At 55.5% G+C, this 24382-nt stretch carries 22 protein-coding genes; 6 read left to right on the forward strand and 16 right to left on the reverse strand.

All coding sequences use genetic code 11. From position 1 onward, the window contains the following. Positions 1–82: 82 nt before the first annotated feature. From ACW55A_RS00270 to ACW55A_RS00300, 7 genes are all read right to left on the reverse strand, one after another. Positions 83–1363: a TRAP transporter large permease gene (locus tag ACW55A_RS00270; RefSeq protein ID WP_003433753.1), complete on the reverse strand. Its 1281-nt coding sequence runs from the start codon at positions 1361–1363 to the stop codon at positions 83–85. Continuing rightward, on the reverse strand, positions 1364–1891 hold the full coding sequence (locus ACW55A_RS00275; protein ID WP_455807923.1) for a TRAP transporter small permease: 528 nt from the start codon (positions 1889–1891) through the stop codon (positions 1364–1366). A 62-nt stretch (positions 1892–1953) separates the two neighbouring features. Next, complete coding sequence (locus ACW55A_RS00280) at positions 1954–2979, reverse strand: TRAP transporter substrate-binding protein (RefSeq protein ID WP_455807922.1); 1026 nt, start codon at positions 2977–2979, stop codon at positions 1954–1956. A 57-nt stretch (positions 2980–3036) separates the two neighbouring features. Beyond that, a complete protein-coding gene (locus ACW55A_RS00285; RefSeq protein WP_024663310.1) occupies positions 3037–3921 on the reverse strand; it encodes a glucurono-1,5-lactonase in 885 nt (294 codons plus the stop codon). A 42-nt stretch (positions 3922–3963) separates the two neighbouring features. Further along, positions 3964–4791: an NAD-dependent epimerase/dehydratase family protein gene (locus tag ACW55A_RS00290; RefSeq protein WP_054080629.1), complete on the reverse strand. Its 828-nt coding sequence runs from the start codon at positions 4789–4791 to the stop codon at positions 3964–3966. A gap of 178 nt (positions 4792–4969) precedes the next feature. Next, complete coding sequence (locus tag ACW55A_RS00295) at positions 4970–6238, reverse strand: OprD family porin (RefSeq protein WP_003433746.1); 1269 nt, start codon at positions 6236–6238, stop codon at positions 4970–4972. Between the two features lie 142 nt (positions 6239–6380). Beyond that, positions 6381–6509, reverse strand: a complete 129-nt coding sequence (locus ACW55A_RS00300; RefSeq protein ID WP_256332995.1) for a hypothetical protein — start codon at positions 6507–6509, stop codon at positions 6381–6383. Positions 6510–6735: 226 nt separating this feature from the next. Here ACW55A_RS00300 and budC point away from each other — a divergent pair, with 226 nt between their 5' ends. Next, on the forward strand, positions 6736–7500 hold the full coding sequence (gene budC / locus ACW55A_RS00305) for a meso-2,3-butanediol dehydrogenase (RefSeq protein ID WP_498810240.1): 765 nt from the start codon (positions 6736–6738) through the stop codon (positions 7498–7500). Between the two features lie 63 nt (positions 7501–7563). On the opposite strand, the gene ACW55A_RS00310 is transcribed toward budC, so the two are convergent. Next, on the reverse strand, positions 7564–9486 hold the full coding sequence (locus tag ACW55A_RS00310; RefSeq protein WP_003433742.1) for a HAMP domain-containing methyl-accepting chemotaxis protein: 1923 nt from the start codon (positions 9484–9486) through the stop codon (positions 7564–7566). Positions 9487–9862: 376 nt separating this feature from the next. Between ACW55A_RS00310 and ACW55A_RS00315 the strand changes: the two genes are divergently transcribed. Beyond that, entirely contained in the window at positions 9863–10369 is a 507-nt protein-coding gene (locus ACW55A_RS00315; RefSeq protein ID WP_498810242.1) for a cache domain-containing protein, read from the forward strand. Further along, a complete protein-coding gene (locus tag ACW55A_RS00320; protein ID WP_498810244.1) occupies positions 10366–10659 on the forward strand; it encodes a methyl-accepting chemotaxis protein in 294 nt (97 codons plus the stop codon). Before ACW55A_RS00315 ends, ACW55A_RS00320 begins: the two co-directional genes overlap by 4 nt. A 163-nt stretch (positions 10660–10822) precedes the next feature. Here the strand turns inward: ACW55A_RS00320 and ACW55A_RS00325 are convergent, their stop codons facing one another. Both ACW55A_RS00325 and lldD read right to left on the reverse strand, forming a co-directional pair. Further along, positions 10823–11086, reverse strand: a complete 264-nt coding sequence (locus tag ACW55A_RS00325) for a hypothetical protein (RefSeq protein ID WP_003365686.1) — start codon at positions 11084–11086, stop codon at positions 10823–10825. A 126-nt stretch (positions 11087–11212) separates the two neighbouring features. Next, positions 11213–12355 carry an FMN-dependent L-lactate dehydrogenase LldD gene (gene lldD / locus ACW55A_RS00330; protein ID WP_455807918.1) on the reverse strand — a complete coding sequence of 381 codons (1143 nt, stop codon included), beginning with the start codon at positions 12353–12355 and terminating at the stop codon, positions 11213–11215. A 130-nt stretch (positions 12356–12485) separates the two neighbouring features. Between lldD and ACW55A_RS00335 the strand changes: the two genes are divergently transcribed. Both ACW55A_RS00335 and ACW55A_RS00340 read left to right on the forward strand, forming a co-directional pair. Next, on the forward strand, positions 12486–13382 hold the full coding sequence (locus ACW55A_RS00335) for a LysR family transcriptional regulator (RefSeq protein ID WP_455807917.1): 897 nt from the start codon (positions 12486–12488) through the stop codon (positions 13380–13382). A 742-nt stretch (positions 13383–14124) separates the two neighbouring features. Continuing rightward, positions 14125–14670 (forward strand): sce7726 family protein, encoded by a 546-nt coding sequence (locus tag ACW55A_RS00340; RefSeq protein WP_498810247.1) that lies wholly within the window; start codon positions 14125–14127, stop codon positions 14668–14670. Here ACW55A_RS00340 and ACW55A_RS00345 read toward each other — a convergent pair. The 3 genes from ACW55A_RS00345 to ACW55A_RS00355 all read right to left on the reverse strand — a co-directional run bounded on the left by ACW55A_RS00345 (position 14667) and on the right by ACW55A_RS00355 (position 19175). Next, on the reverse strand, positions 14667–15737 hold the full coding sequence (locus ACW55A_RS00345; RefSeq protein ID WP_498810248.1) for a beta family protein: 1071 nt from the start codon (positions 15735–15737) through the stop codon (positions 14667–14669). The genes ACW55A_RS00340 and ACW55A_RS00345 overlap by 4 nt on opposite strands. 806 nt (positions 15738–16543) lie before the next feature. Further along, positions 16544–17281, reverse strand: coding sequence for a hypothetical protein (locus ACW55A_RS00350; RefSeq protein WP_104721011.1), 738 nt, complete (start codon positions 17279–17281; stop codon positions 16544–16546). A gap of 1633 nt (positions 17282–18914) precedes the next feature. Beyond that, on the reverse strand, positions 18915–19175 hold the full coding sequence (locus tag ACW55A_RS00355) for a phage tail tape measure C-terminal domain-containing protein (RefSeq protein WP_498810250.1): 261 nt from the start codon (positions 19173–19175) through the stop codon (positions 18915–18917). On the opposite strand from ACW55A_RS00355, the gene ACW55A_RS00360 reads away from it, so the two are divergent. Continuing rightward, positions 19174–20499, forward strand: a complete 1326-nt coding sequence (locus tag ACW55A_RS00360; RefSeq protein ID WP_498810252.1) for a hypothetical protein — start codon at positions 19174–19176, stop codon at positions 20497–20499. The two genes, ACW55A_RS00355 and ACW55A_RS00360, sit on opposite strands and share 2 nt — an antisense overlap. A 521-nt stretch (positions 20500–21020) precedes the next feature. Here ACW55A_RS00360 and ACW55A_RS00365 read toward each other — a convergent pair. The 3 genes from ACW55A_RS00365 to ACW55A_RS00375 form a co-directional block, all read right to left on the reverse strand. After that, complete coding sequence (locus ACW55A_RS00365) at positions 21021–21641, reverse strand: type VI secretion system-associated protein TagO (RefSeq protein ID WP_024650034.1); 621 nt, start codon at positions 21639–21641, stop codon at positions 21021–21023. Positions 21642–22592: 951 nt separating this feature from the next. Further along, a complete protein-coding gene (locus ACW55A_RS00370) occupies positions 22593–23507 on the reverse strand; it encodes an LAPAL motif-containing putative phage structural protein (protein ID WP_498810254.1) in 915 nt (304 codons plus the stop codon). Positions 23508–23750: 243 nt separating this feature from the next. Next, positions 23751–24065, reverse strand: coding sequence for a hypothetical protein (locus tag ACW55A_RS00375; protein ID WP_498810256.1), 315 nt, complete (start codon positions 24063–24065; stop codon positions 23751–23753). Positions 24066–24382: the final 317 nt, after the last annotated feature.

Genomic DNA, 24382 nt, shown 5'->3' on the forward strand with positions numbered 1-24382 from the left:
GCAAACCAGCCTCCTTGGCTGGACAACAGAGGTGCATGCCGGAGCGCTTTCAAGCGCTCCGGCAGCCTTGCAACTGGAGACGTCAGAGCACGACGCTCGGCAGCCACAACGAGATGGCAGGAACGTAAGTCACCAGCATCAGCACCAGGAACAGCGCAACATAGAACGGCACCAGTGCTTTTACCGTCGCTTCTATGGTGACTTTACCCACAGCGGCACCGACAAACAGCACCGCGCCCACCGGCGGGGTAATCAGCCCGATACCCAGATTGACCAGCATGATCATGCCGAAGTGCACCGGATCGATACCAACGCCGACGATGACCGGCAACAGAATCGGTGTCAGGATCAGAATCAGCGGCGCCATGTCCATGACCGTACCGAGCAGCAGCAACATCACGTTGATGCACATCAGGATCACATAGCGGTTGTCCGACAGGGTCAGGAACGCGGTGGTGATCTTCATCGGGATTTCCATCAGCGTCAGGATGTAACCGAAGCTGGCGGCAAAACCGATCAGGATCATCACGATGGAAATGGTGCGTGCCGCCCGGTGCATCAGTTTGGGCAGGTCGCGCCATTTGTAGTCGCGGTAGATGAACATGGTGACGAAGAACGACCATAGCACGGCAATGGCTGCCGACTCGGTGGCCGTGAAAATCCCCGACAGAATGCCGCCGAGAATAATGACCATGGCCATCATGCCCCAAAGCGCTTCACCGGCAATTTTCAGCGCCTGGCGCAGTGGGATCACTTCACCCTTGGGGTAGTTGCGCTTGCGCGCGAAGATCATGCACAGGCCCATCATCACTGCGCTGAGCAGCAGACCCGGGAGGATCCCGGCCATGAACAGAGACGCAATCGACACCGTGCCGCCTGCCGCCAGCGAATAGAGCACCGAGTTGTGACTGGGGGGTGTCAGCAGCGCCTGCACCGAGCCGCTCACGGTCACTGCCGTCGAGAAGTCTCGCGGGTAGCCGTTGCGTTCCATTTCCGGGATCAGCACCGAACCCACCGAGGCCGTGTCGGCCACCGAGGAACCCGAGATCGCGCCGAAGAAGGTCGAAGCCACGATATTGACCAGCGACAGGCCGCCGCGCACGAAGCCCACCAGCACTGCGGCAAACGCGACCAGACGTCGCGACATGCCGCCTTCGGCCATGATTGCTCCGGCCAGCACGAAGAACGGAATCGCCAACAGCGAGAATTTGTTCACGCCACCCGCAATCTGGATCATCAGTGCATCGGCCGGGATGTCGATCCACCAGGCGCCGATCAGGGCTGAAAGGCCCAGCGCGTAGGCCACCGGCATGCCAATCAGGATCAGCGCGATAAAGCTGCCCAACAGTATAAAAGCGTCCATTTATGCGGCACCTTCGCTTTCTTCAACGACGTCGAAATGCATGACCGCGCGATGACTCTGGTCACCCAGCAACAGCCTTTCCAGAACGAAGACCAGCGTCACGAGGCCGCCGAGAGGAATCGGCAGATAAGAGATACCGACGCGCAGAAACGGCAGTTCGCCGACGAATTGATTCCAGGTGGTGGCGCACAGCTTGAAGCCTTTGAAAATCATGAACAGGGCCACGATCCCCATCAGAATCTGCACCACCACGCTGGCGGCTCTGCGCACCTGCTGCGGCATGCGCTCCACAGCCATTGACACGGCCATGTGCGCACCGGCCCGGTAACTGGCGGCGGCGCCGAAGAAGGTAAATACCACCATCAGCAGTATGGCGGTGGGTTCAGGCCAACTGGAACCGCTGCCGAGGATGTAGCGGGCAAAGATGCCCCAGGGGATGATCAGGGTCATGATCAACACCGAGAGACCGGCAATGCCGATGCAGACCCGATAAAGCGTGTCGTTGATGCGAAAAAGCGTATTTTTCATAAGGCTCACCACTGCGGCGGCGAACGAGCTGGTGCTCGTCCCCGCTGCGTAATCGGACAGGCTTATTGGGCCGCTGGGGTACTGGGTGCAGCCAGTGCCGGATTGGTCTGGACCGCTTCGATGCGGCTGATCAGATCTTTGTAAGGCGCGCCGAATTTGTCGCGGACCGGTTGAGTCGCGTCGTAGAAGGCTTTCTTCTGCTCAGGCGTCAGCGTGATGAATTCCACGCCAGCGGCCTTGAGCTTGGTCTCGGCATCGGCTGACGACTTGTCCCACAGCGCTCGCTCCTCCATCTGCGCTTCACGCGCCAGCTTTTTCACCAGTGCTTGCTGCTCGGGGTTGAGCTTGTTCCATGTGGTTTTCGCCATCACGATGGGCTCGGGCAGGATCAGGTGTTCGGTGATGGTGAAGAACTTGGCGTTCTGGTAATGGTTGTGCTGGAAATACGTCGGCGGGTTATTTTCCGCACCGTCAATGACGCCGGTCTGCAGGGCACTGAAGATCTCGCCGGTGGCCATGGCGATGCCGTTGCCGCCCATGTCGTTGATGGTTTCGATAAACACCGGGTTGCCCTGTACACGGATTTTCATGCCTTTGAGGTCGGAAATCTGCCGTACGGGCTTTTTGGTGTACAGGTTGCGGGTGCCGCCATCCATCCAGGCCAGGGCGACCATGTTGAATTGCGAGTTGGTGATCTTGTCGAGAATTTCCTGGCCGATCTCGCCATCGATGATGGTGCGCATATGCGCCTGATCACGGAACACGAACGGCAGGTTGAAGACGTTGACGTCCGGCACTACCGGGCCGACGATGCCGAGGCTGACGCGGGTCATCTGCACGGCGCCGCTCTGCACCTGCTCAACGACCTCCTTCTCGGAGCCGAGTACGCCACCCGCGTACATCTTGAAACTGATCTCGCCCTTGGACTGTTCTTCGAGTTTCTTGCCCATGTTCTGTTCTGCCACGACCGGCGCATAGCCAGCAGGGTGAACCTCGGCGAACTTGATTTTGACATCAGCGTGGGCCATGCCTGACACACAGAAGGCCAGCGGAAGTGCTGCGATGAGAAGCTTGTGTTTGAAGTCCATGGATATCTCCGATTTTGTTATTTTTGGTAGAGCTACGGGATTTTCGGCAGGGCGCTGTCAGCCCTGAAACGTGGGTTCCTCCAGGCCCTGAACCCCAGGTCGCAGGGCGAACAGGCCGCCAGCCAGTGGCTGATCGCTAATATCGCCACCCGGGCGAATGGACGTTACGAACAGCGTGTCCAGATTGGGGCCGCCAAAGGCACACATGGCTGGCTTTTTCACCGGCACGACCAGTGAACGGTCGAGTTTGCCGGTGGGGGTGAAGCGGTGAACCAGGCCTGCGTCGTTGCCACAGATCCAGTAGCAGCCGTCGGTGTCGATCGCCGCACCGTCGGGACGACCCAGGTGATGGTTCATGTCAACGAACAGGCGGCGATTGCGCGGCGTGCCGCTGTCGGTGTCGTAATCGAAGGCCCAGATCTGCTGCACGCCGGGGTGCGAGTCGGACAGGTACATGACCTTGCCGTCGGGGCTGAACGCCAGGCCGTTGGGGACGATGAAGTCCTTGAGTTGTGCATTCAGCGTGGTCTGGCCTGCGCTGTAGCGATACAACGCCCCCACCGTCGCCCCTGCGGCCATGTCCATAAACATGGTGCCCGCCCAGAAACGACCCTGTCGGTCGCAGCGGCCGTCATTGAAGCGCATGCCTGCCTGCGCGTGTTCGACGCTGGCCAGAAGCGTGCTGATCAGGCTGCCGTCTTCGCAGGGCTGCAAATGAAAGATTCCGTTCTCCATCCCCGCCACCCAGCCACCCCGATTGTCGGCGGCGATACAGGCCAGCATCTGCGGCGCTTTCCAGCTGCGCGTGCTGTCCTGATTGAAATCCCAGCGATGCAACTCGCCCTTGGGAATATCCACCCAGTACAACGCTTGATCACGCACGCTCCAGACCGGGCTTTCGCCGGTGGCGTTCTGTGCATCGACAATCAGTTCGGCATCCATGACGGTTCGTGTCTCCAGAGTGCTGCGAGGGGAAAGCGCTGCTTATTGGTCGCCGAACGGTCCTGAAGCCACAAAGGCACCGCCCTGGTAAAGCATTGCCGGGTCATCGGCTGCCGGCAGCGGCTGGGCGTCGACCTTCTCGCGGAACACTTCCGAGCTGTCCTTCGGTTTGTAATCCAGTTTGCTGGCCAGGCGGTTGTCCCACCAGACGGTCTTGTTGTCCGAGACGCCGTAGACCACGGTGTGGCCCACGTCTGGCGTGTACAGCGAGCGTTCGATCAACTGAGTCAGGTCAGCAAAGCTCAGCCAGGTACTCATCATTCGGCGGTTTTGCGGTTCGGAAAACGATGAGCCGATACGGATGCTGACGGTTTCGATGCCGTAGCGATCGAAGTAAAAGCTGGCCATGTCCTCGCCGTAGGACTTGGATAGACCGTAGTAACTGTCCGGGCGGCGAGGGGAGTGCGCGTCGATGGTCTCGGTCTGCTTGTAGAAACCGATCACGTGGTTGGAGCTGGCAAAGATCACGCGTTTCACGCCGTGCCGGCGGGCGGCTTCGTAGATGTGGAACACGCCGCAGATATTGGCGCCGAGGATTTCCTCGAACGGGCGTTCGACCGACACACCGCCGAAATGCACGATCGCGTCGACGCCTTCGACCAGTTGGTGCACGGCGTTCTTGTCGGCCAGATCGCAGACCTGAACTTCCTCACTGCCGTCGACAGCGGGCGCCATCTCGGCAATGTCGGAAAGCCGCAGCACTTTTGTGTAAGGGCGCAGAGTTTCGCGCAATACCTTGCCCAGGCCACCTGCCGCGCCGGTCAGCAGGAGGCGATTGAAGGGAGTTTGAGTGGTATGAGCCGATGCCATGAGAGAAGTCCCGATTGTTATTTTTGTCATCTGTTGTCGTATGACTTGCCGGATTATCGGCACCGCATACGCTGATTGTCAACGCGGCCAAGGTCTAAAAACGGGCTGTGCACGCACTTGGCCGGATACATTTGTAACAAGGCAAAACCTGCCGTGGCCAACAGGCTCTGCCACGCTTTCAGAGCAACGAAATAGGGTAGCTGACGAACACGCGATTTTCGTCGAATTCGTTGGTGCTGAAATCACGACGCAGGCTGGAGTTGCGCCATTTGACGTTCAGATTCTTCAGCGCACCGCTTTGGACGGTGTAGGCCAGTTCAGACTCCCGGCCCCATTCCTTGCCGTCAGTGATGTTGCCGGTGTGCACATTGTCGCCGCTGATATAGCGGTTCATCAGGGTCAGGCCGGGTACGCCCAGCGTCGCGAAGTTGTAGTCATGGCGCAGCTGCCAGGATTTCTCTTTGGCGTTGTCGTAGCTGGAGTTGTAACTGTCGTTGGCCAGGGTGCCGCCGCTGGTGCCGTTGACGCGCATCCACGCGGTATCGCCCGTCAGCTTCTGCAGACCGACATAGAAGGTGCTGCCGCCATAGCGGGCCGAGAGCAGCGCGTAGGCCGTCTTGTTATCCAGGTCGCCGGCCAGTTTGTTGCCGTCTTCCTTGCCGATGAAGTAACCCAGGTTCGCGCCCAGGGTCCAGTCGCCGAGCGGCTGACTGTGCAGCAGGTTGAAGAATTGCTGCTGATAGATGTCCTGCAGTTCCGAGTACCAGACGCCTACCTGGGTGCGCTTGTCGTTGAAGACATACTCGCCGCCGCCGAAGTTGAAGCGGTCCGAGGTGAATGCGCCTCGCCCGTTCAGCGACATGTCTTCCATGCTCGCATCGTTGCGTGGGCTGTTGCCGCGGAACTGGCCGCCATACAGCGTCAGGCCGTCGATCTCCTTGGACGTGACCTGACCACCGCGAAACGTCTGCGGCAACGAACGACCGTCATCGGAGCGCAGGATCGGCAGCACCGGCATCCACTCGCCGACCTTCAGTTCGGTCTTGGAAACCCGCGCCTTGCCCGCCACGCCCAGACGCCCGAAATCATCGGCCGGACGCCCGTCGCTGTGGATCGGTAGCAGCTGAGTGCCGCCCGTACCCTTGCCGCCATCGAGCTTGAGCGAATACAGGCCCAGCACATCAACCCCGAAACCCACCACACCCTGAGTAAAGCCCGACTTGGCGTCGAGAATGAAGCTTTGTGTCCATTCCTCGGCCTTGCTCTGTGGCGCGGCACTGCTCGGGTATGCAGGATTGGTGAAATTACGGTTGAAGTAGGCGTTACGCAGGGTGAGCGTGGCCTTGGTGTCGTCGACGAAACCTTCGGCCATGCCGAGCATCGGGAAAATCAGCGTCATACCGCCGAAGCCCAGCAGGATGCGTGAGCGGGTAGTGTGAGATGTCATTATTGTTGTGCTCCCTTGTTTAGTGAAACCGTCCCCTTTCCTGGCCCCGCGCAAGCGGCGGCCGACACCTTCGAGGATTACGTGATGCCTGTCGCCAGGCATGGCCTCGACCTGCAGGCGGCCGAGTACCGTTCGCTGTGTTTCAGCGAATGTTGTTAATCGAGAAGGGTGTCTGGTAGTGCGAGTTTTCAGTAAACAATACGTCACTGATCAGGGCTTCAATGATTGAGCCCTTGCTGATCGAGCGAGCAGGCGCGGCGAGAGTGTTCATGATGGACTGGCCTCGGTGTTGTTTTTATTTTTGGCGTTATAGGTTGTCGTACAACCGTGGGGATTATTTGCAGACCGCTGCGGCGTTGTCAACGCACCCATGGTCGAGGTTTAACGATTCACCGGCCATTTACAGCGCCACTGATACCAAAATTAAATGCGAGTGAACGCGGCGGCCGGGTGTGCAGTCCACCCGATAATCCCATTTACTTTTTGGAGACTGCCGAATGAATCGTTTCACCCAGAAAGTCGTCGTCGTCACAGGTGCCGGTTCCGGAATCGGCGCAGCGACCGCCAAACGTTTTGCCGAGGAAGGCGCAAGCGTCGTGCTGGTCGGCCGCAATCACGACAAGCTGGCCAAAGTAGCCGCCCAACTGAAGGGCGAAGGGCACTTGGTCAGAGCCGCGGACATGGCCGACCCGAGCGACGTGGAAGCGCTGTTCAAGGAAGTGGCGACGCGCTTCGGGCGCCTGGATGTGCTGGTCAACAATGCCGGCATCGTCAAGTCCGGCAAAGTGACCGAGCTGGGCATAGAGGACTGGAAAGAGCTGATGTCCGTGGACCTGGACGGCGTGTTCTATTGCACCCGCACCGCCATGCCTGCACTGATCGCCAGCAAAGGCAACATCATCAACGTCTCGTCGGTGTCCGGTCTGGGCGGCGACTGGGGCATGAGTTTCTATAACGCGGCCAAGGGCGCGATCACCAACTTCACTCGTTCGCTGGCCATGGACCATGGTGCTGACGGCGTGCGCGTGAATGCCGTCTGCCCCTCACTGACCCGCAGCGAGCTGACCGAAGATATGCTCGGTGACAAAGCGTTGATGGCCAAGTTCATGGAGCGCATCCCACTGGGTCGCCCGGGTGAAGCCGAAGACGTCGGCGACGTGATCGCTTTCCTGGCCAGTGACGACGCGCGCTTCGTGACCGGCGTCAACCTGCCGGTCGATGGCGGCCTGTCGGCGTCCAACGGGCAGCCGCCACAGGCGTGACTGTCAGGAGTGCAGAAACAATCAAGCCCGGTAAAGACCGGGCTTGATGTCAACGCTGGGTGATCAGATCCGGAAGTGGCTGACCATCGTTTGCAATTGCCCGCCCAGGCGCGCCAGTTCGACGCTGGACGCAGCGGTTTCTTCGCTGGCCGAAGCGGTCTGCTCGGAGACATCGCGCACGTTGACGATGCTGCGGCTGATTTCCTCGGCAACCGCGCTTTGCTCTTCAGCGGCGGCGGCAATCTGCTGGTTCATCGCCTGAATGCTCGACACCGTCTGCGTGATGCTGCCCAGCGACGTGCCAGCCTTACGGCTGAGGGTCACGCTGCTGACGGTCAGTTCGCGGCTGTTGAGCATGATGCTGGACACCTGGCGCGTACCGCTCTGCAACGCAGCGACCAGTGTTTCGATCTCCACGGTGGATTGCTGTGTACGTTGTGCCAGGCCGCGGACTTCGTCGGCAACCACCGCAAAACCACGTCCGGCTTCACCCGCACGCGCTGCTTCGATAGCAGCGTTGAGCGCCAGCAGGTTGGTCTGTTCCGCCACCGCCTTGATGACGTCCATCACCTTGCCGATCTTGTCGCTTTCCTGCTCTAACTGAGTCATGGCGTCGGCCGAGCGACCCACTTCGTTGGCCAGTCGCTCGATCTGGGCGATCGCTTCACCCACCACCTTGTCACCGTCACGCGCTTCGCGGTCGGCGTTGGAAGCGGCTTGCGAGGCCTGTTCGGCGTTACGCGCCACTTCTGCAACCGTCGCCGACATCTCGTGCATGGCGGTGGCGACCTGGTCGGTTTCGACTTTCTGGCTGTTGACGCCAGCGCTGGTCTGTTCGGTAACCGCCGACAGTTCTTCGGCGGCACTGGCGATCTGTACGACGCTGTCGCGAATACCGCCAATCAGCTCGCGCAGCGTGGTGCCCATGCGCTGGATGCCTTGCTGCAGAACGCCGAGCTCATCGCGACGTGTCACGGCCAGGGTCTGGGTCAGGTCACCGGATGCGATACGGTCGACCACCGCCAGGGTTTCCTGCAGAGGACGGGTAATCTGCCGGGTAATGATGACTGCGGCGATGATGCCCAGAATGATCGCCAGCAGTGTGCAGACGATCTGAGTGGTACGCGCCTGTGCGCTTTCCTGATCGCGGCGATCCAGTTGCAGCTTGTACATGTCCTCGCTGATCTTGACGATATCCTGGCCTTGCGTGGTCATTTCCTTGCGCGCCTGGACAATCGTGCCCGTGGCGGCCTTGAAGTTCTGCAAGGTCGCCCGGTACGCCATCAACGAGGTTTCCAGCTGCCTGAGCTGATCGGCCTGAGTGCCGCTGAAGGTTGCCTTGAGCGCATCCAGATCCTTGATGGCCGCATCCAGTTTCGAGACGGCTGCCTGCTCGGTCTCGGGTGTGGCATTGGTGGTGTAACCGCGCACTTCATAGCGTGCGAGTCTCAAGTCATCTTTTGCGTCGGTGACAAGTCGGTACTGCTCGAAGCGGTTGGCGTCAGCCGGGTCCATGTTTTTGACTTCAGTCACAAGCTGCTCGAATACCGCGAGGCTTTTGACAGCATGGGTCGTCAGCTCATCACGAGCCGCAGTGCTGGCCTTGTAGCCACTGCGCATGTTGTTGAGGGACTTCTGGTAGTCAGCGATCACGATGCCCAACTGATCGAGCATTTTCACGTTTTCGGGACTTTTGAACGAGGCCCGAAGTTTTTCCTGATACGCCTTGAAGCTGTCCAGCGAAGTCTGCACGGTTTCGGCAACCTTCTCGTCGCCGTCGGCCACCATGTACTGGAGGCGTGTCACGCGCAGTTTGGTCAACTGGGCATTGAGTGAAGTAATGTCACTCATCCAGTTGCTGCGATTGATCAGCCCGCTCATGCTGGTCCAGCCAGTCAATGCAAGAATGGCTGTAAAAACAAGTACTAGACCGAACCCAAGGGCCAGTTTCATATTCACGCTGATGTTTGCAAACCAGCTACTCATTGAATTCTCCAACAACTGCCATTGAAACGGTGTTATCCCTGAAAGGTATGGCATACAGGTCAGGGCAGGGTGAGGTATACAGACGCTATCGGCAGGGACCGGCCAAGCTGAAATAAAAAATAAAGAAAGTTCCAAGGCGCGCCGAGTATTTTTTTCAGGCATATCAATTGCGTCGGCACACCGTTATAAAGCACTGCCAACGTCATTGGAGTACAGCGCAGCATTTCACGGGAAAGGCACGCTATTGGCTGTGTTTACGCGATTAAAACCCTATTCGTTGTAGGTTCATTGTGTGTGCAGGGCATGACATTTTTTGTGTCGCAAGTTGCTCTGGCATCTGAGCTTTCTTCTAGCAGTCCTTTTGAGATGCCTTGTCATGAATTTGAAGTTTCGTCATAAGATCCTGTTGGCCGCGGCCGGTGTAGTGGTGCTGGCGTTCGCCTTGTTCACCTTTTACAACGATTACCTGCAACGTAAGACGATCAACCAGAACCTTGAGTCCTCCGTGGGTCAAGCGGGTCAGCTGACTGCCATCAGCGTCCAGAACTGGCTGAGCGGACGCATTCTGGTGTTGGAAAATCTCACCCAGAACGTAGCCTTTCAGGGGGTCAATTCCGATCTCAGCGGGCTGGTATCGCAGTCTGCGCTGGTATCGACCTTCCAGTTCACCTATGTCGGTGACAGCAAAGGCACGTTCACTCAGCGGCCCAACGTGGACATGCCTGCGGGCTACGACCCTCGCCAGCGGCCCTGGTACAAGTCCACTGTCGACGCGGGCAAAACCATTCTCAGCGCGCCTTATCAGGCTTCCGTGGGTGGCCTGGTGGTAACGATCGCCAGCCCGGTCAAGGCGGCAGGTCTCAGCACGCCGTACTCAACATGAATGAAAGTCAGACGTCGAGTCAGGAAAGTGTCGAAGTTGCCAATCAGGCCGGTAGTCGTCTACGCGATGTAACGCGGCGCATTGGCGATATCGACGGCATGAATCAATCCGTCGCTGCGGCGACAGAAGAGCAGACCGCTGTTGTCGAAACACTCAATATCGATATCAATCAGATCAACACGCTCAATCAACAAGGCGTGGCCAACCTTAATGAAACGCTCAAGGATTGTGCTGCGCTTTCGCAACAGGCCGGACGTTTGAAACAACTGGTCGACAGTTTCAAGATTTGACCGTACATCCAGTGACAGAGGCCGGGCCACTTGCCCTGAGTAGATGGCCCGGTCTGTAAGGGTGAGGGCTAGAAGCACCTGTGCGTAGGTGTTTTATCAAACCCGCCGGACGTTACAGCGTCATCCGCCCATAAAAAAGCCTGCTCAATGGCAGGCTTTTTGGTCAGAGATCTTTTTTAACTTCTTTATCGATATGCTTGTCAGCCTTGTGACGCTCTTTGTCGTCATGCCTCGCACCTTTGTCGACCTCGTCGGCGTCGTGCTTCACACCTTTGTCCACTTCCTTGGCGTCATGATCAACACCTTTATCCAGCTCACGGTTATCGTGTCGGACACCCTTTTCAAGCTCACTCTCTGCTAAGGCCACGGGCGCTACAGCACCCGCCAGGAAGAGGGCGGCAGTCATTGAGAGTACGAGTTTACGCATGCTTCGCTCCTTCAAGAGAAATGCTGGCTCGTCTTGAGCCATCATTTTCGAGCATAGACCAGGCATTCAGAGTGAAAAATGCAGTTCGTCGAAAGGCCGACTCGAGTAACGATCCAGTCCCGGCCTTCAAGCAACTGCTTTAACCAGAATGCTTTCGTCGATCTGCTCAATCGATGTCACCCCGGTCAACGTCATCGCCACATGCATTTCCCTGGCAAAAATATCCAGCATATTCTCGACGCCACGCTGCCCATCGGCGCCCAGCGCATAGGCCATCGAGCGTCCGAGCAACATGCCTTTGGCGCCAAGAGCGAGCATGCGCACCACATCAAGACCCGAGCGAATGCCGGAGTCGGCCAGCACCGTCAGGTCACTGCCGACCGCCTGAACAATAGGCGGCAAGGCCTTGGCGGTGGACAGCACGCCATCCAGCTGACGTCCGCCGTGGTTGGATACCACAATGCCGTCCGCGCCAAAACTCAGCGCATCCTTGGCATCCTGCGGATCGAGAATACCCTTGATGATCATCGGGCCTTCCCAGAACTCACGAATCCACTCCAGATCCTTCCAGCTGATGGACGGGTCGAAGTTGTTCGCCAGCCAGCCCACATAATCTTCCAGCGTGGTGGCCTTGCCCAGGTATCTGGAGATATTGCCCAGATCATGAGGGCGACCGAGCAGGCCGACATTCAGCGCCCAGTCCGGCTTGGTCATGGCTTGCAGAATGCGTCGAGGCGCGGCATAAGGCCCGGACATGCCCGAGTGCGCATCGCGATAACGCGCGCCGGGCGTTGGCATGTCGACGGTAAAGACCAGCGTCGTGACGCCGGCTGCCCTGGCACGCTCCAGAGCGTTTTTCATAAAACCACGGTCTTTGAGCACGTACAGCTGAAACCAGATCGCCTGCTTGCTCTGCGACGCTACCTCTTCAATCGAACACACCGACACCGTCGACAGGCAGAATGGAATCCGCTTGTTCGCCGCGGCCTTGGCTGCCTGAACTTCACCGCGGCGCGCATACATTCCGCTCAAACCCACGGGGCTGAGGACAATCGGCATGGCCAGGGATTCGCCAAACAGCCTGGTTTCAAGACTCACGTTATCGACATTTTTCAGGACCCGCTGGCGCAGGCTGATATCGGCCAGGTCCGAACCATTGGCACGCAGCGTGTGCTCTGCATACGCACCGCCGTCAATGTAATCAAACAGAAAACGCGGGAGTTTGCGTTTGGCCGCTGCACGGTAATCGGATGCCGAAGAAATAATCATGACGTTTTCCTGAGCGAATAAATCTACGAACCAAGGCCGCCAGGGGTGAGCGGCAGGTTCAGATTACGGAAAAACCGACTATGATCAAAACAACTAATACAACTTGAATTCAGTCGGAAATCGAATACTTGTGAACCTTCGAACATTACGCACTTTTGTCGAAGTGGTACGTCAGGGTAGCTTCTCCCAGGCCGCTGACGTGGTATCGCTCACTCAGTCCACCGTCAGCAAGGCCGTCAAGACCCTTGAAGACGAATTGGGCACGCCGCTGTTGAGCCGCATTGGCCACCGCAGCGAGCTGACCGCCGCCGGTGAAATCGTCTACCGCCGCGCCTTAACCCTGTTGGCCGAGCGCAACGATCTGCTGACCGAGCTCAATGACCTGCGTGGTTTGAAGGGCGGCGTGTTGCGCATCGGTCTGCCACCCGTGGGCAGTGGTGCGCTTTTCGCCGCCATGTTCACTCAATACCGCGCCCGCTATCCGGATATCGATATTCAGCTCACCGAACACGGCGCGAGCAAACTGCATGAGTGCCTGGCTTCAGGAGAAGTCGAGCTGGCAGCACTGTTGAAGATGAACTCGTTCAGTGAAGAGTTCGATTACCAGGATGTGCGTATCGAGCCGGTGGTGGTGGTCATGGCAGAGAACCATCCATTGGCCAAGCGCAAACGAGTCGTCATTGAAGACCTGGCCGAAACGCCGTTTATCCTCTTCGAGGCGGGGTTTGCACTGAACAACATGATCAAACTGACCTGCGACCGCAAGGGTGTTACGCCCAAAGTGACTGCACGCAGTGGTCAGGTCGACTTTATTGTGGATCTGGTCTCGGCAGGGCTGGGTGTCGCATTTTTGCCGAGGATGCTGGCGCAGAAGCACTATCACGACGGGATTCGATTGGTTGCGCTGGACGAGCCGGATACGGATTGGCATATGGTGTTGGCATGGCGCAAGAACGCGCACTTGTCACCTGCGGCCGAGGCCTGGTTGGCGCTTGCTAGGGAAACCCGTCTCCCGACGACGTCCTGAAATCCCGGAGGCGTGCTTTAAGCACACGCAGGAGGGCTGGGGGCATAAGAGGTGTGACAAAGCGGGAAGGCCAGAAACAAGAAAGCCCGCACGAGGCGGGCTTCTTGTTGATTCACAGTGATCAGAAGAAAACTGTGAATCGGTACTTGGTGGTACACAGGCATTTGAACTGAGAATGTAAGCAACTGTATTTATTGGTTATGTTTATATTATTTATTCAAAGGGATACATGTGGGGATACAAGCTGCTCTCTGCTGGGGTGTTTCCGGCCGGTTTTGCGCAGACCCAAAAAACAGTCGAGGTTCGTTGCTCCATCCCCGACGAACGGTAACACCATCTTGCTAAACCCGCCGCCGGTGCAAGGCGTTGCTATTACCACCATTCTTCTAATGACTCTGTGCGAAAATAGCTCGATTATCTCGCTCCTCACTTTTGAGGAGTCATCTCCACACTCATGCGGCGATGGTGCTGGCGCCGCTGAGGCGTTCTTGCCATTCCCTCGCGCAAGCAGCACCCCGGATCAGGGTAGTGGTCATTCGGGCGCGCTCATTTCACGTATTATCTCGACCGGATGAGTATTACCGGGCCAGCCTTCCTGGATGCTAGGGTTTGGCTCCTGCTGAGGCGCGATAAGATTTGGTGGTGCTGTAGCTCCTCGGCTTGAAAGGGCGCCGGCATCCTCTCGTCGAGCACCCGTCAGATCCACTGTGAATACTTCAAAATCGAAGGCTATAATCGCTCCATGCTAAATCCAACCGAAATACGACCTCTCCTTAAGCAGTGGATCACGAGAGTGATGCCCCATGATGCTCAGGATGTCTTCATTGAAGAGCTCTGCTTTATTGATAAGGCTCGGCGGGCTGACCTCGTTCATGCCAACGGAAAGTTGAGCGCATTTGAGATAAAGTCTCACGCGGATACTTTGAGTAGGTGGGGAGGTCAGCAAGAAGCTTATTTAGCCTGTTTTGATGAGGTATGGCTTTGCTGTCATTCGAAACACTTAATTAAGGCGCTAGAAGTTTCTATCCCCACTGTAGGAATACTGGTAGTGGACGATTACTCAGGGATGGCGATGGTAAGAAGCGCCAAGTCAAATAGGTCGCAGGATAAATTCCATTTGACTGGTTTTTTATGGCGTGACGAACTCGACTCCCTAGCTAAGAGCTTCGGTATCAATGTCCGTGGGAAGGACCTGATTAAGGATGTGCGCCATAAAGTTAGCGACGCACTTCCTTTGGCAGATATTAGAGCTTGCGTTTTGCGAGCTCTTAAGAGTCGATATTCTTAGACAAGGTCGTCAAAATCTAATTCGTCAAACTCTTCATTAACGTCGTCGGTTATAGATAAGATCATTGCGCATATATGCTGATTGATTCTATAGCCGTTCCATGTTCCATTATTGCCGTATCCAGTAGAGGTCGCAACAATTCGGGAGTATTCACGAGTGGCCCAACAGAAGTCATCACCGTGATAACCTGGTAGGCTTCTAACCTCTTGTGCTATTTCGATATAGTTTACAAATTCTTTATTTCCTCCTTTCCGTCTTTGCCACCATTCCGTTGGTGTGTAATAACAACCGAATGGTAGCACTGGCATCCCTGGAATGTACTCCATAGGTGCGGTCGGATTTGTTGCTGCGTAGTCGCCATATGTGGGGCTAGGATTTATGCCGTTACGGTCAATGTTTGATTGCCAAGCGACGTCATAACAAGCAGAAGATCGGGAAGTATTAGACGCTGGTTTGTCGATAGGAAATGAAGTGCTAAGCAGTACTAAGCTTTGTAAGTTGTAATCGTTAAGCTGTTTTAGTGAATGGTTGAATTCAGAGCCGGCAGCTGTACTTGCTGGAGAGGTTGCTCCGAAATCCAGTATCACATGCGCGAAGTTAGGCAGGTTTAGAGAATCTAGGATTGATAAAAGTCTGGCCCAGGATGCAGAGGTGGGTTTTTCAGGGCAGAAGACTCGAATTGCAATTTGGTTGAAGTTTCGCTCTGCAGAAAGAGCCAGCTGAATAACATCTCTCTGCGGATCATCGTCGGTCCATGATATTACTGGGATTACATGGTTGTTTGTAAGTTGAGTGTTTAGAAAAAACTGCTGCTTATTTTCGAAGGCCTCATTGGCGTTGTGAAGGTCGTTGCCTCCAATGAAGTCCTCTCCGACATCTTTTCTTACTCTAGATACATCTAGGAAAAACGGGTGACCAGTCCAGTTTGCCAAAAATGTCTGTAAGTGTCGGTCGTCATCTCCTCTCATATCCAAGAGAGGAGTAAATACATCTCTCCTGTCAGCCTCCAGATTGGTGAGAGCTTTTATATCGTTTTGCCCTACCCTTAAGCATGCTACGTATTGCATGTGGCGCTCCTTGCATTTTATTAGGAATATTGTGCTATAGGGGGCAGTAATTAAAATTCCAGCTTGCCCCAATGGATGCTGAGAGGTGTTTTTTTCTTTGATTAACGTGTTTTATTGTTACGACCTGCGTGGCAATCACTGATGCTAGCCCATAAATAGCAAAAAGCCAGTCTGGCTGGGTTTTGCAACCGGCAGCTTGGCGAGGTGTCAAGGCGAACAGTTGCTGGTCCAGAGCTAACTAGTCGTCCCCTCTGGTAAATATTTGACGAGCACCGGTCGCAAGCACGCCGCCTTATATGCTGGGGGCGGCATATTGCTTAAGCTGGGGGAAATTCAAACGAGACCCATCGGCGAAAATCCGTCTAGGGCCTGTCTCGTTTTACTTGGCGCGCTAAGGATTTATCTGGCCCGGTATTTCACCACCCCATCCCGCCAGCGTGGGCCTGGAGGCCATTTCTTGAATCCTCGATGAGGCCGGCGCTGGCCAAGCTGAGCAAGGGCCCGTAAAGCCTTTTCCTGCGTGCCTTTCAGTGTTAAAGCTGCTTGTGGCGCCTGCTGAATCCGTCAAGACCTGACTAAAATTTCGTCGAGGCTCCGTCTAGAGTTGTCAAGGGTTGTCAAGGATTTCGGCAGCCTTCCCGTTGCCGCGCAATCCGTCCAGAGCCTGTACAGAATCCGTCTCGGGTCTGCCATGGATAAGAGATGGCCAGGCGGCAACTTTGACGCAGCCCGGGCTGAATATGCCCCGGACGCCCACCCACTGCGGATTCCGTCTCATGCCTGTCTCACATTTCGTCAAAGCATGGTCAAAGTGGAGGGCCAAGTTTTACACGCATTGCGAAGCGTCGTGGGACCGTATGGATCTCCAAAGCCACACCCCATGCCTCAACCACTTCATCAGGGGAGAGCAGTCCGGTAGAGCTGACGCTCCCACTCGCCTGAATTGTTATGTCGCCCAGCACGGCCATGTAGGCAGCTATGGTTTGCGGTAGAACTAAGAGACCGGAACCGTGGCTATCGTGAACCATTAGATCGTCCCGACCGAGTGAAATGCTGTGGAGAAGTGCTCGATAAGTTCGATGAGTGAACTTAGATAGTTCCTGATAGAAGATTCTTCGTTCCATGGCCGCGTCCACGCCGTCTAATGCTTCGATCAGTTTTCGGATTTCACCGTGAGAAATCGTCTTGTTTGCGTACCACTTCTTCAAAGCCAACTCGGCTTTTGGGGATTCCGCGTGCAAAAAGCGCATCACGTCGATTGCTTCAACCGCGTCCCGGAAGACCCGAGCAACTGGCCGGTGCCGCGTTTCCTTCAGTAAGGCCACGCAGTCCAGGAGTGATGCCAGCAAGTCCATGGTGATCAGCCAAGTTGCCTTCTGCAGTGACTGCTCGTCGCGATGGTATTTCAGCGTGTGCGGCCTGAGGCGTTTTATTATTTCGCGAAGCAAGGCGTCGCATTCCCTCAGGAATTGTTGTTGGGCTTCATGCTCATAAGGGTTGTCGTAAGCCTCTTGGGGATGGCGACCCCAGACAATACTCGTCATTTGCTTTCCCTTGAGGTCGGATGGCCAATCATAGCTGCTTTCCCATTGGAGGCGCGCAATGGCACTGTCGGACAATGTGCTATGCGGCGCCGAGGTTGCCAGTCAAAGCATCTACGTTCTGGTGGAAACCACAGTGGAAACCATCGCCTGGCAACCATAGTTTTGATAACAGGCGAGCGGCCTGGTTCGCGCCTTGGTGGTTGCTAATCGGAAGTGCGTACCTCTGTGCGAAACTGCTGCCAGTATGTACACGAATGCGTACCAAACGTGCGTACTTCCTGCGCACAATTATGGGCAGGGCAACCGCATTTTGATCGTCGGTCAATAGAAAGGACCTGATCGCATAGCAGCGTTACAGCTAGGGAATAGTAACGGTCAGCCTGTCGCAGCGAGCGCCATGATTAATGGATACCAGGCTAACCGGTCGAAAAAACGAACTCTCGACAGTCTCAACTTACTGAAGAAGCCGCGCTGAAGCAACGAGCTAGCCGACTGATGGATTGTAGATATGGCTGGCTGGAGGAAAGCGTTTTGACGATTACTATGAAAGATGCGAGCGTAATCACGGAATGCTCGCACGTCGAAACACAAGGGCAGTGGGATGGATCAGGACCGCGTTCATAGAGATACTCTCTACGCCGAAGTATGGGCCACGCCCATGCTTTCCCTCGCTCCCAAGTACGGAGTATCAGCGGTTTTTCTGTCACGGGTCTGTGCCCGCCTGAACGTACCTTGTCCACCCCGGGGTTATTGGGCGAGAAAGAAGTCGGGACAAAAGCTGAGTATTCCGCCTCTCCCAAAGTTGAGGGTTGGAGACCCTGCCGAGTGGAGGAAGGGTGATCAGCTACTCCGCAGTAAGGGAGCTGCGCCCGTTGATGCTGCGTTGAAAGGCCGAAGTGATAGCCGTTTGATGGTGATGGGATCGCTAGATTCGTTCACCGATGGCAGGGTAGCGGGCGACGGTTATCTCAAGCCAAAGAAACGAAATCTACCTGACCTCGTAGTTACAGAGCCTACTCTTCGCATGGCGGCGATGATCCTTCAGAAAATAGCGACCCGTTTTCGCGACTATCAACATCGGGTTTCCGTCGCTTGTGGTCAGGCCGGGTACGCGCGCAAGGCTCTCGATGAGGAAGAGGGCCGGCTAATACGCTCGGTATTTGAAACAAGCAATTGGGCACCCGCTCGGCCAACTCTGGTATTTATCGGTGAGCTAGCAATCGGCCTGACGATCTATGAGCAAACGGCCGACAAAGAGGTCGTCTATATCGACGGTAAGTACATGCCTGTAAGCGAGGCTAGAAAGCTCAGGCCAGGACTGTGGAGCGGAACCAGAGCTGCGCGCTACCAGGTGATTACTGATCGAGCTCCAACTAAACGACTCTGCCTCAGAGCATACAGCCCTTACCCTTTGGTCGATTGGACACAAACTTGGACGGAGCAAAATGTAAGCCTCTCGAAGCAGATCGATGAAATCGTACATTCGTTGATTAGCAGCGCTACCTCCTTGGGCCCCAGACTTGCGGAAGCTCATCGAGAGGCAGATTTGGAGCGGAGACGTTGGGAGGAAGAGAGAAGAATTGCTCAGCTGGAGTATCAGCGCTCACTGGTAATCAAAACTCGGAAAGATGCGCTACACGACCTCCTGAGCATCATCGAAAAGTGGAGCGTGGATAACCGCGTCTTCCATGTTGCCGAAGGCACGGGTGAACAGTTGGTTTGTCTGTCCTGCGACGTTGCGCGACTGCTCCAGGTAGGTCTGCATCGCCGAACTCGCGCCAAGCACCCAATCCTGCTCTGCGCTGTCCACGTCGGTGTAATACTGGCGCTGCATGGCGAGACGGCTTTGTAGCGCTGCGTTCAGTGCGGCGGTCTGCTTGGCGTTCCGCAGCATGATTGCCGAGGTCGAATCAGGAAAGCGAAGCCTCGACAGCGTCACACAGTGGATTCAGACGAACAGCAACGCGACCCCTGATTTCATTCGTAAGCTGGCCGAGCTGGCCGCAACGCAACAGACGAATACGGCCTCGGCCGCAGACCTGGCCACGAAGCTGGGCACCGTCGATGCGGCCACGAAGGCAATATCGCAAAGCACTGGGAATCTCACGATAAGTCAGAGCGGTTCAGGCTCTCAGACGAAGGCGCAAGTCGCTGAGTGGGAAAAGTACATCGCAAAACTGACTGAATCACGCGACCTGATCGGTGCAAACGCGAAGGCCGAAGCCGCCCTGCTGGCCCAGAAAATGGGGCTGACCAAGGAGCAGGCCGCTCAATCCAGCATTGTGGCCGAGCAAACCGACCTTCTGAGAAAGTATGAAAGCGCGGTCAAGGAGGCGGACAAGGTCCAGCAGGCTGCACTTAAGGCCCAGCTTGTCGCCTTGTACACCCAGCAGCAGGCAGCAGAAGACGCTACTGCAGCGGTCAAGAAGAGCCACGAAGAGGCAGCCAAGGCCGCCGAGGCCAGCGCCAACAAGCAGATAAACCAGATGCAGCGCGTCATAGACAAGGCGCTCACTCTGAGCAAGGGCACAAACCTGCTTTTGCTGCCACAGACGAAACAGCAGGCCCTGACCGGTGCCGCCCTTCTAACAGTGGGCTCTACGGTCAAAAAGACCGCTCCGGCTCGCCTGACTCCCCAGCAAATGGTTGATGCAAGAACGTCTCAGATCGAGCAAGGTACTACGGTCAACAAGAACGCCGGCAAGACGAAGGCCTTCCAGGAGGACGCCGGCACGAAGCTACTCGATGACGCCAGGCAGCGCTATGCGGTCCTGCAGCAGCAAAGCCGTGAGTTGCTGATACAGGACGGCACAACCAGGTCCATCGGTGCCGAGCAGAAGAAGCTCGTCGAACTTGAAACCGAAATCGCCCAGTTCAAGGAGAAAAAGACTCTCACTGCCGCGCAGAAGCAGGTTCTGGCAATGGCCGATCTGAACCTTGCGCAGCAGAAGCAGAACGCCGCGCTGGAGAAGGAAAACGAACTTCGCAAGCTGGCCACCGAGGAAACCCAGAAGCTGTTTTCCTTTCAGTCGAACCTGAATAGCCAGCTCGCCAAAGACCGGACCGGACTGAGCAACAGCCTTTCAGGGCTCGGCATGGGCGACCAGCAGCGCGCCAGGCTGCAGGAGCAATTCGGCATCCAGGAACAGTACCAGTCGCAACTGGATGCGCTCGCAGCGCAGCGCAACGAAGACAAGATCACCCCGGAGCTGTACTGATCGGCAAACGGCCCGAGGGTGATGCCCCGTTCTACCTTGTAGGCGTAGTCATCGAGGGCAGATGATGCCTTGTCCAACGCTGCTGCCTGCTGGTCGGCCCAGGTGATTTTTTGCAGGCGCTGCTGCTCTGCCGACAGGGCCTTGTATGCGCTACCGCAGTGGTTACCACCTCTGGTTACCGCCTTGGTTACCTCATTGGAAACCACGCCAAACCTTAACAATTGCTAACAGGTCAACCGATATCATCTGCGTGACCAAGGTGCGTGAGGGCTCATTCATGGGGTTGGTTTTCGCAGAGCGATAATTCAACCCTTGGAAACAGCTGCAAAAGCGTGGATACCAAGCTGGATACCAGTGCGAGCTGCTTATGTAAATCTGGCCGCGAGCTTCGCATCGACCTCTTACATGTCAGGTTTTGTCAGGTCCAAGCCGCGCCTGAGCAGAAGGTCAAGAGAAGAGGTCGGTGCTGGTAGCACACGAGCCCGCTCAGTGGCGGGCTCTGACGAGGCTTCAGATTGAAATTACCAACTGCATCCTTTTCTGATATCTGCAAACGCCGCTTCTGCGCCTGAGATGTCAAAGATCGCCGTGACCGGGCTTTCGCTATATGGGGTTACGTTAACGATAAACTTGTCTGACTCCATCATTTCCTTCATAGCCTTGATCGGAGAGCCCGGATAGAAGGTCGAAGTGTTGTCAGTGGATATCTGCCAAGACCTGGTAATGGCCTTGCTTTTGCCTATGCGATAGGTAACGTCTGTGTCGTCAGTACCGATGAATGAAGACCAGTTAACGAAAAGCTCAGTCTTGCCGTCGGCGCAGCGTGCAAGCATGACCACGCTTTCTACCGACCTGCCCGTGCCGCCTTCAGACCCTAAAGCCGCCGTGTAAACAGGCTTGTCGTTCAAAGGGTCGGTCTTGGTCGCGGTGTACCACTTCCCCGATCCCTCGGTTTTAGTTGGCGTTGTCTTCTCCGCGAGCCCTGCGTCATCGGCAATCTTGTCGAAGCATGCCAGTCGCTGAACGTCGCCTTTTATTGCTGAGCATGCCGCGATTGATGTATCGCTAATCGCCGCGAGCCCTGGCGCAGATGCCGTCATGGCCGAGAGGCAAATCAATCCAGTTATCGCCAAATTACGCACAGTACAACCCTCCATAGATGACGGGTGATTCTACCTTGCCATCAATTCGTCGCGCACGCCCCTCATCAAATCTCAGACTCAACGAGCCCGTTAGCAGATGTGATGCAGATCGGTGGTGTGTTACATGTTCGGCCCCTGGGTCTGTGATGGCCTATGTATATGTGACCGAACTGCATTTGGAGCGTGGCTTGGAGGCCGAGCTAGGCCATAAAGCCTCAGCTGAGCGCTTTGATCAGAGCAGTTGATTCAGGGAACGCCGGCGTGACAGGAGCAGTAGGTAAAACGACAGCCTGTCTGGGCTTAATCGGGCGGCGGAGGAGATACTGCAAGCGATCCGCTACTGAAATCTTGATGCGCAGTCGCTAGTCGGATGATGGTGTCGTCTCTTAGCTCTATGAGTTTGTTTCGTGGACCTCCTGATAAGTTCTTTGTTTTTAATAGCTTGTTTTGTCTAGCTAAGTCTGATTCCAATCTCGTCTGATATGAAATTAAATCTGGATCTAAATTGATTTTTTGAAAACCTCTCATAGCATATGCAGCAAGATATGGACTGACTAACCCCGCGAGTATAGGAAGCGCTGTTTTCGCCTCAATAGTGAGCCACTCCACAGGAATAAAAGAAGTGGCACAGATTATTAGCGTGGTAAACGAAGCAGTTACACTCGTGAGGCTGTGAGGTTTGGGTTGGCTAGGCTCGCTCATGGCATTTCACTCACTTCCGTGTCGGAAAGTTTCTTTTGAGTAATTGATCCATCCGCATTTTTTCGAATCAAATATCTCGCGGAAATCACGTCGCCAACCTTGTAAGTGACGTAAATGTCTTCTCGAAAAAAGTACTTTCGGTAGAGGTAGGTGGCGTAGAGACGCCCGAGTTTTGATGTGAAAGGGATAAGCCATATTATGCAAGCTGCTGCTACAGCGAGCGCTAAATATTGTGGGTTCATGGCAGTCTCACCGATTCCGGTTGGGGGCGTCCCAGTTTCTAACTACTTCAATTATAACACGATCAATTGTTGATCTCGTTGGGCGATGAGTAACTGTGGTTTTTAACTTTACCTGATAACGATCCTCTTTCTGGAAGGACTGCTGATTCTTTGTCACCTTCTCAAGAAAAGCTTCATCGGCCAAAGTGGCTGGGTGCTCATCACCGTCCGGCAACACGATACGCCATCCTTTTTTGGAACCGAAGTTGACTTGAGAAAAGGTCACTGTGGCAGTGATTGTTTCCGACGTAATCTCTTCTAGCGAGCCTACGGGCAGCCTGGAGAAATCATCCACATCCTCAGTGGTCACGCTGACAACTGGTTTTTCTTCGGAGTCTAGTACCTTGAAAACCGCCCCCTCTTTACCTGTGAGAGGGACCTGAACTATTTTATGTAGAGCTTCGCGAACTTTGCCATCGCTTACTAATCGAGCAACAGTTTTGTCTGCCTTGAACTCGCCGTCAGTGGTCTTTATAGTGGCGTACTCATCATCGCCATTGATAATCACTGAAATGATTTTTCTGTTTTTGATTTTTTTTATCAGCTCTATGACCGTGCTGCCTGCAAAAGCGGAAGCATGAGTTGCTAGCCCGAGAATTGCTAAAACTTTAGCTGCAGTAACTGGGTTTGCCATTAAAGCAAAAACTACTACAAGAGAACCTTCTTTCGCTGGGGTAGTTACTTTAAGCTTTACTTCGGCAGAGCCCTTGCCAACTAGTTTTGCAGTTTCTTCAATTAGTGTGCTCATTCCTAGTATAGCATCGCCGAGCTCTTTTGCATCTATCTCATGATTTTCAAGAATATCCTCAGGAGCATCATATGAGATTGAAAAGCGCTCTTCGCTGGGCTTTGCTTTATCATTATTGCGGCTGCCAACTTCCATATCACACTGCTCCAAAGCTTACTTTGAATAACTTTTTGGACTGAGTGAGGCGCTTATTGTCTAGGAGTAAACAGACCGTACATAAATCACCCGTCTCTGACGCAACCTGCCGCCTAGTAACCAGGCCTTCCGCTTTTGGCGTGACAGAGGTGTGGCGCACTGTGCCACGCGCCACGAAACGTGAGCAAGCCAAATCGTGGCGCGCATGAACGAATCGGTGAGCCGTCCCTCACTGGCGTTCATTCAAGAGCGTTCAGCCCATCGGCATTGAATCAGTGCAGCGTGAGGTGAGCAGGTGACTTTGGAGCGAGCGGTGCGCCAGGTTCGAATAGGTTGGGCAATTGGTCCCCTGACAGGGTCTTCGCCGTCATTGATTGCAACGTCGAGACGAGCGCAAAGACGCTCTACCCCCAGAGCCAGATCGGCGGCCAGCGCCAGGCCCTCACCACTATCGCCGCCCTGAATCACCTGGATCAGGTGGTTCATATCGTCGCGAGCGCCGAACTTGATGGATTGCAGCGGTGGCAGTGCTTTATTTTCGAGACGATCATTGTGCACCCCCAGCATTTTCCAGAGCGCGGGCGCGGTCCATGTGGGAGTTGTAGCGGTTGAGTCGTACAGCAAGGGATGAGTTTGCGCGGAGAGCGCTCAAGGCCATGCGGCGGTGAGCAAGTGCGCTGAGTGCGGACGGAATGAAGGCGTGTTTCATGGGTGTAGCTCCCGAATCATGAGAGCCACCACAGCCTGCCGCCAAGCAGAGAGGGGTGGCGAGTTGCGCAAGATTGGCGGACCGGTGATTCAGGAACCCGGCGCACCCGAGGGTGCTCCTGCGCAACCCGCCATAACACGAGAATGCGGGCACAAAAAAAGCGCCT

It is taken from the genome of Plantibacter cousiniae (nom. nud.) (assembly GCF_977070315.1).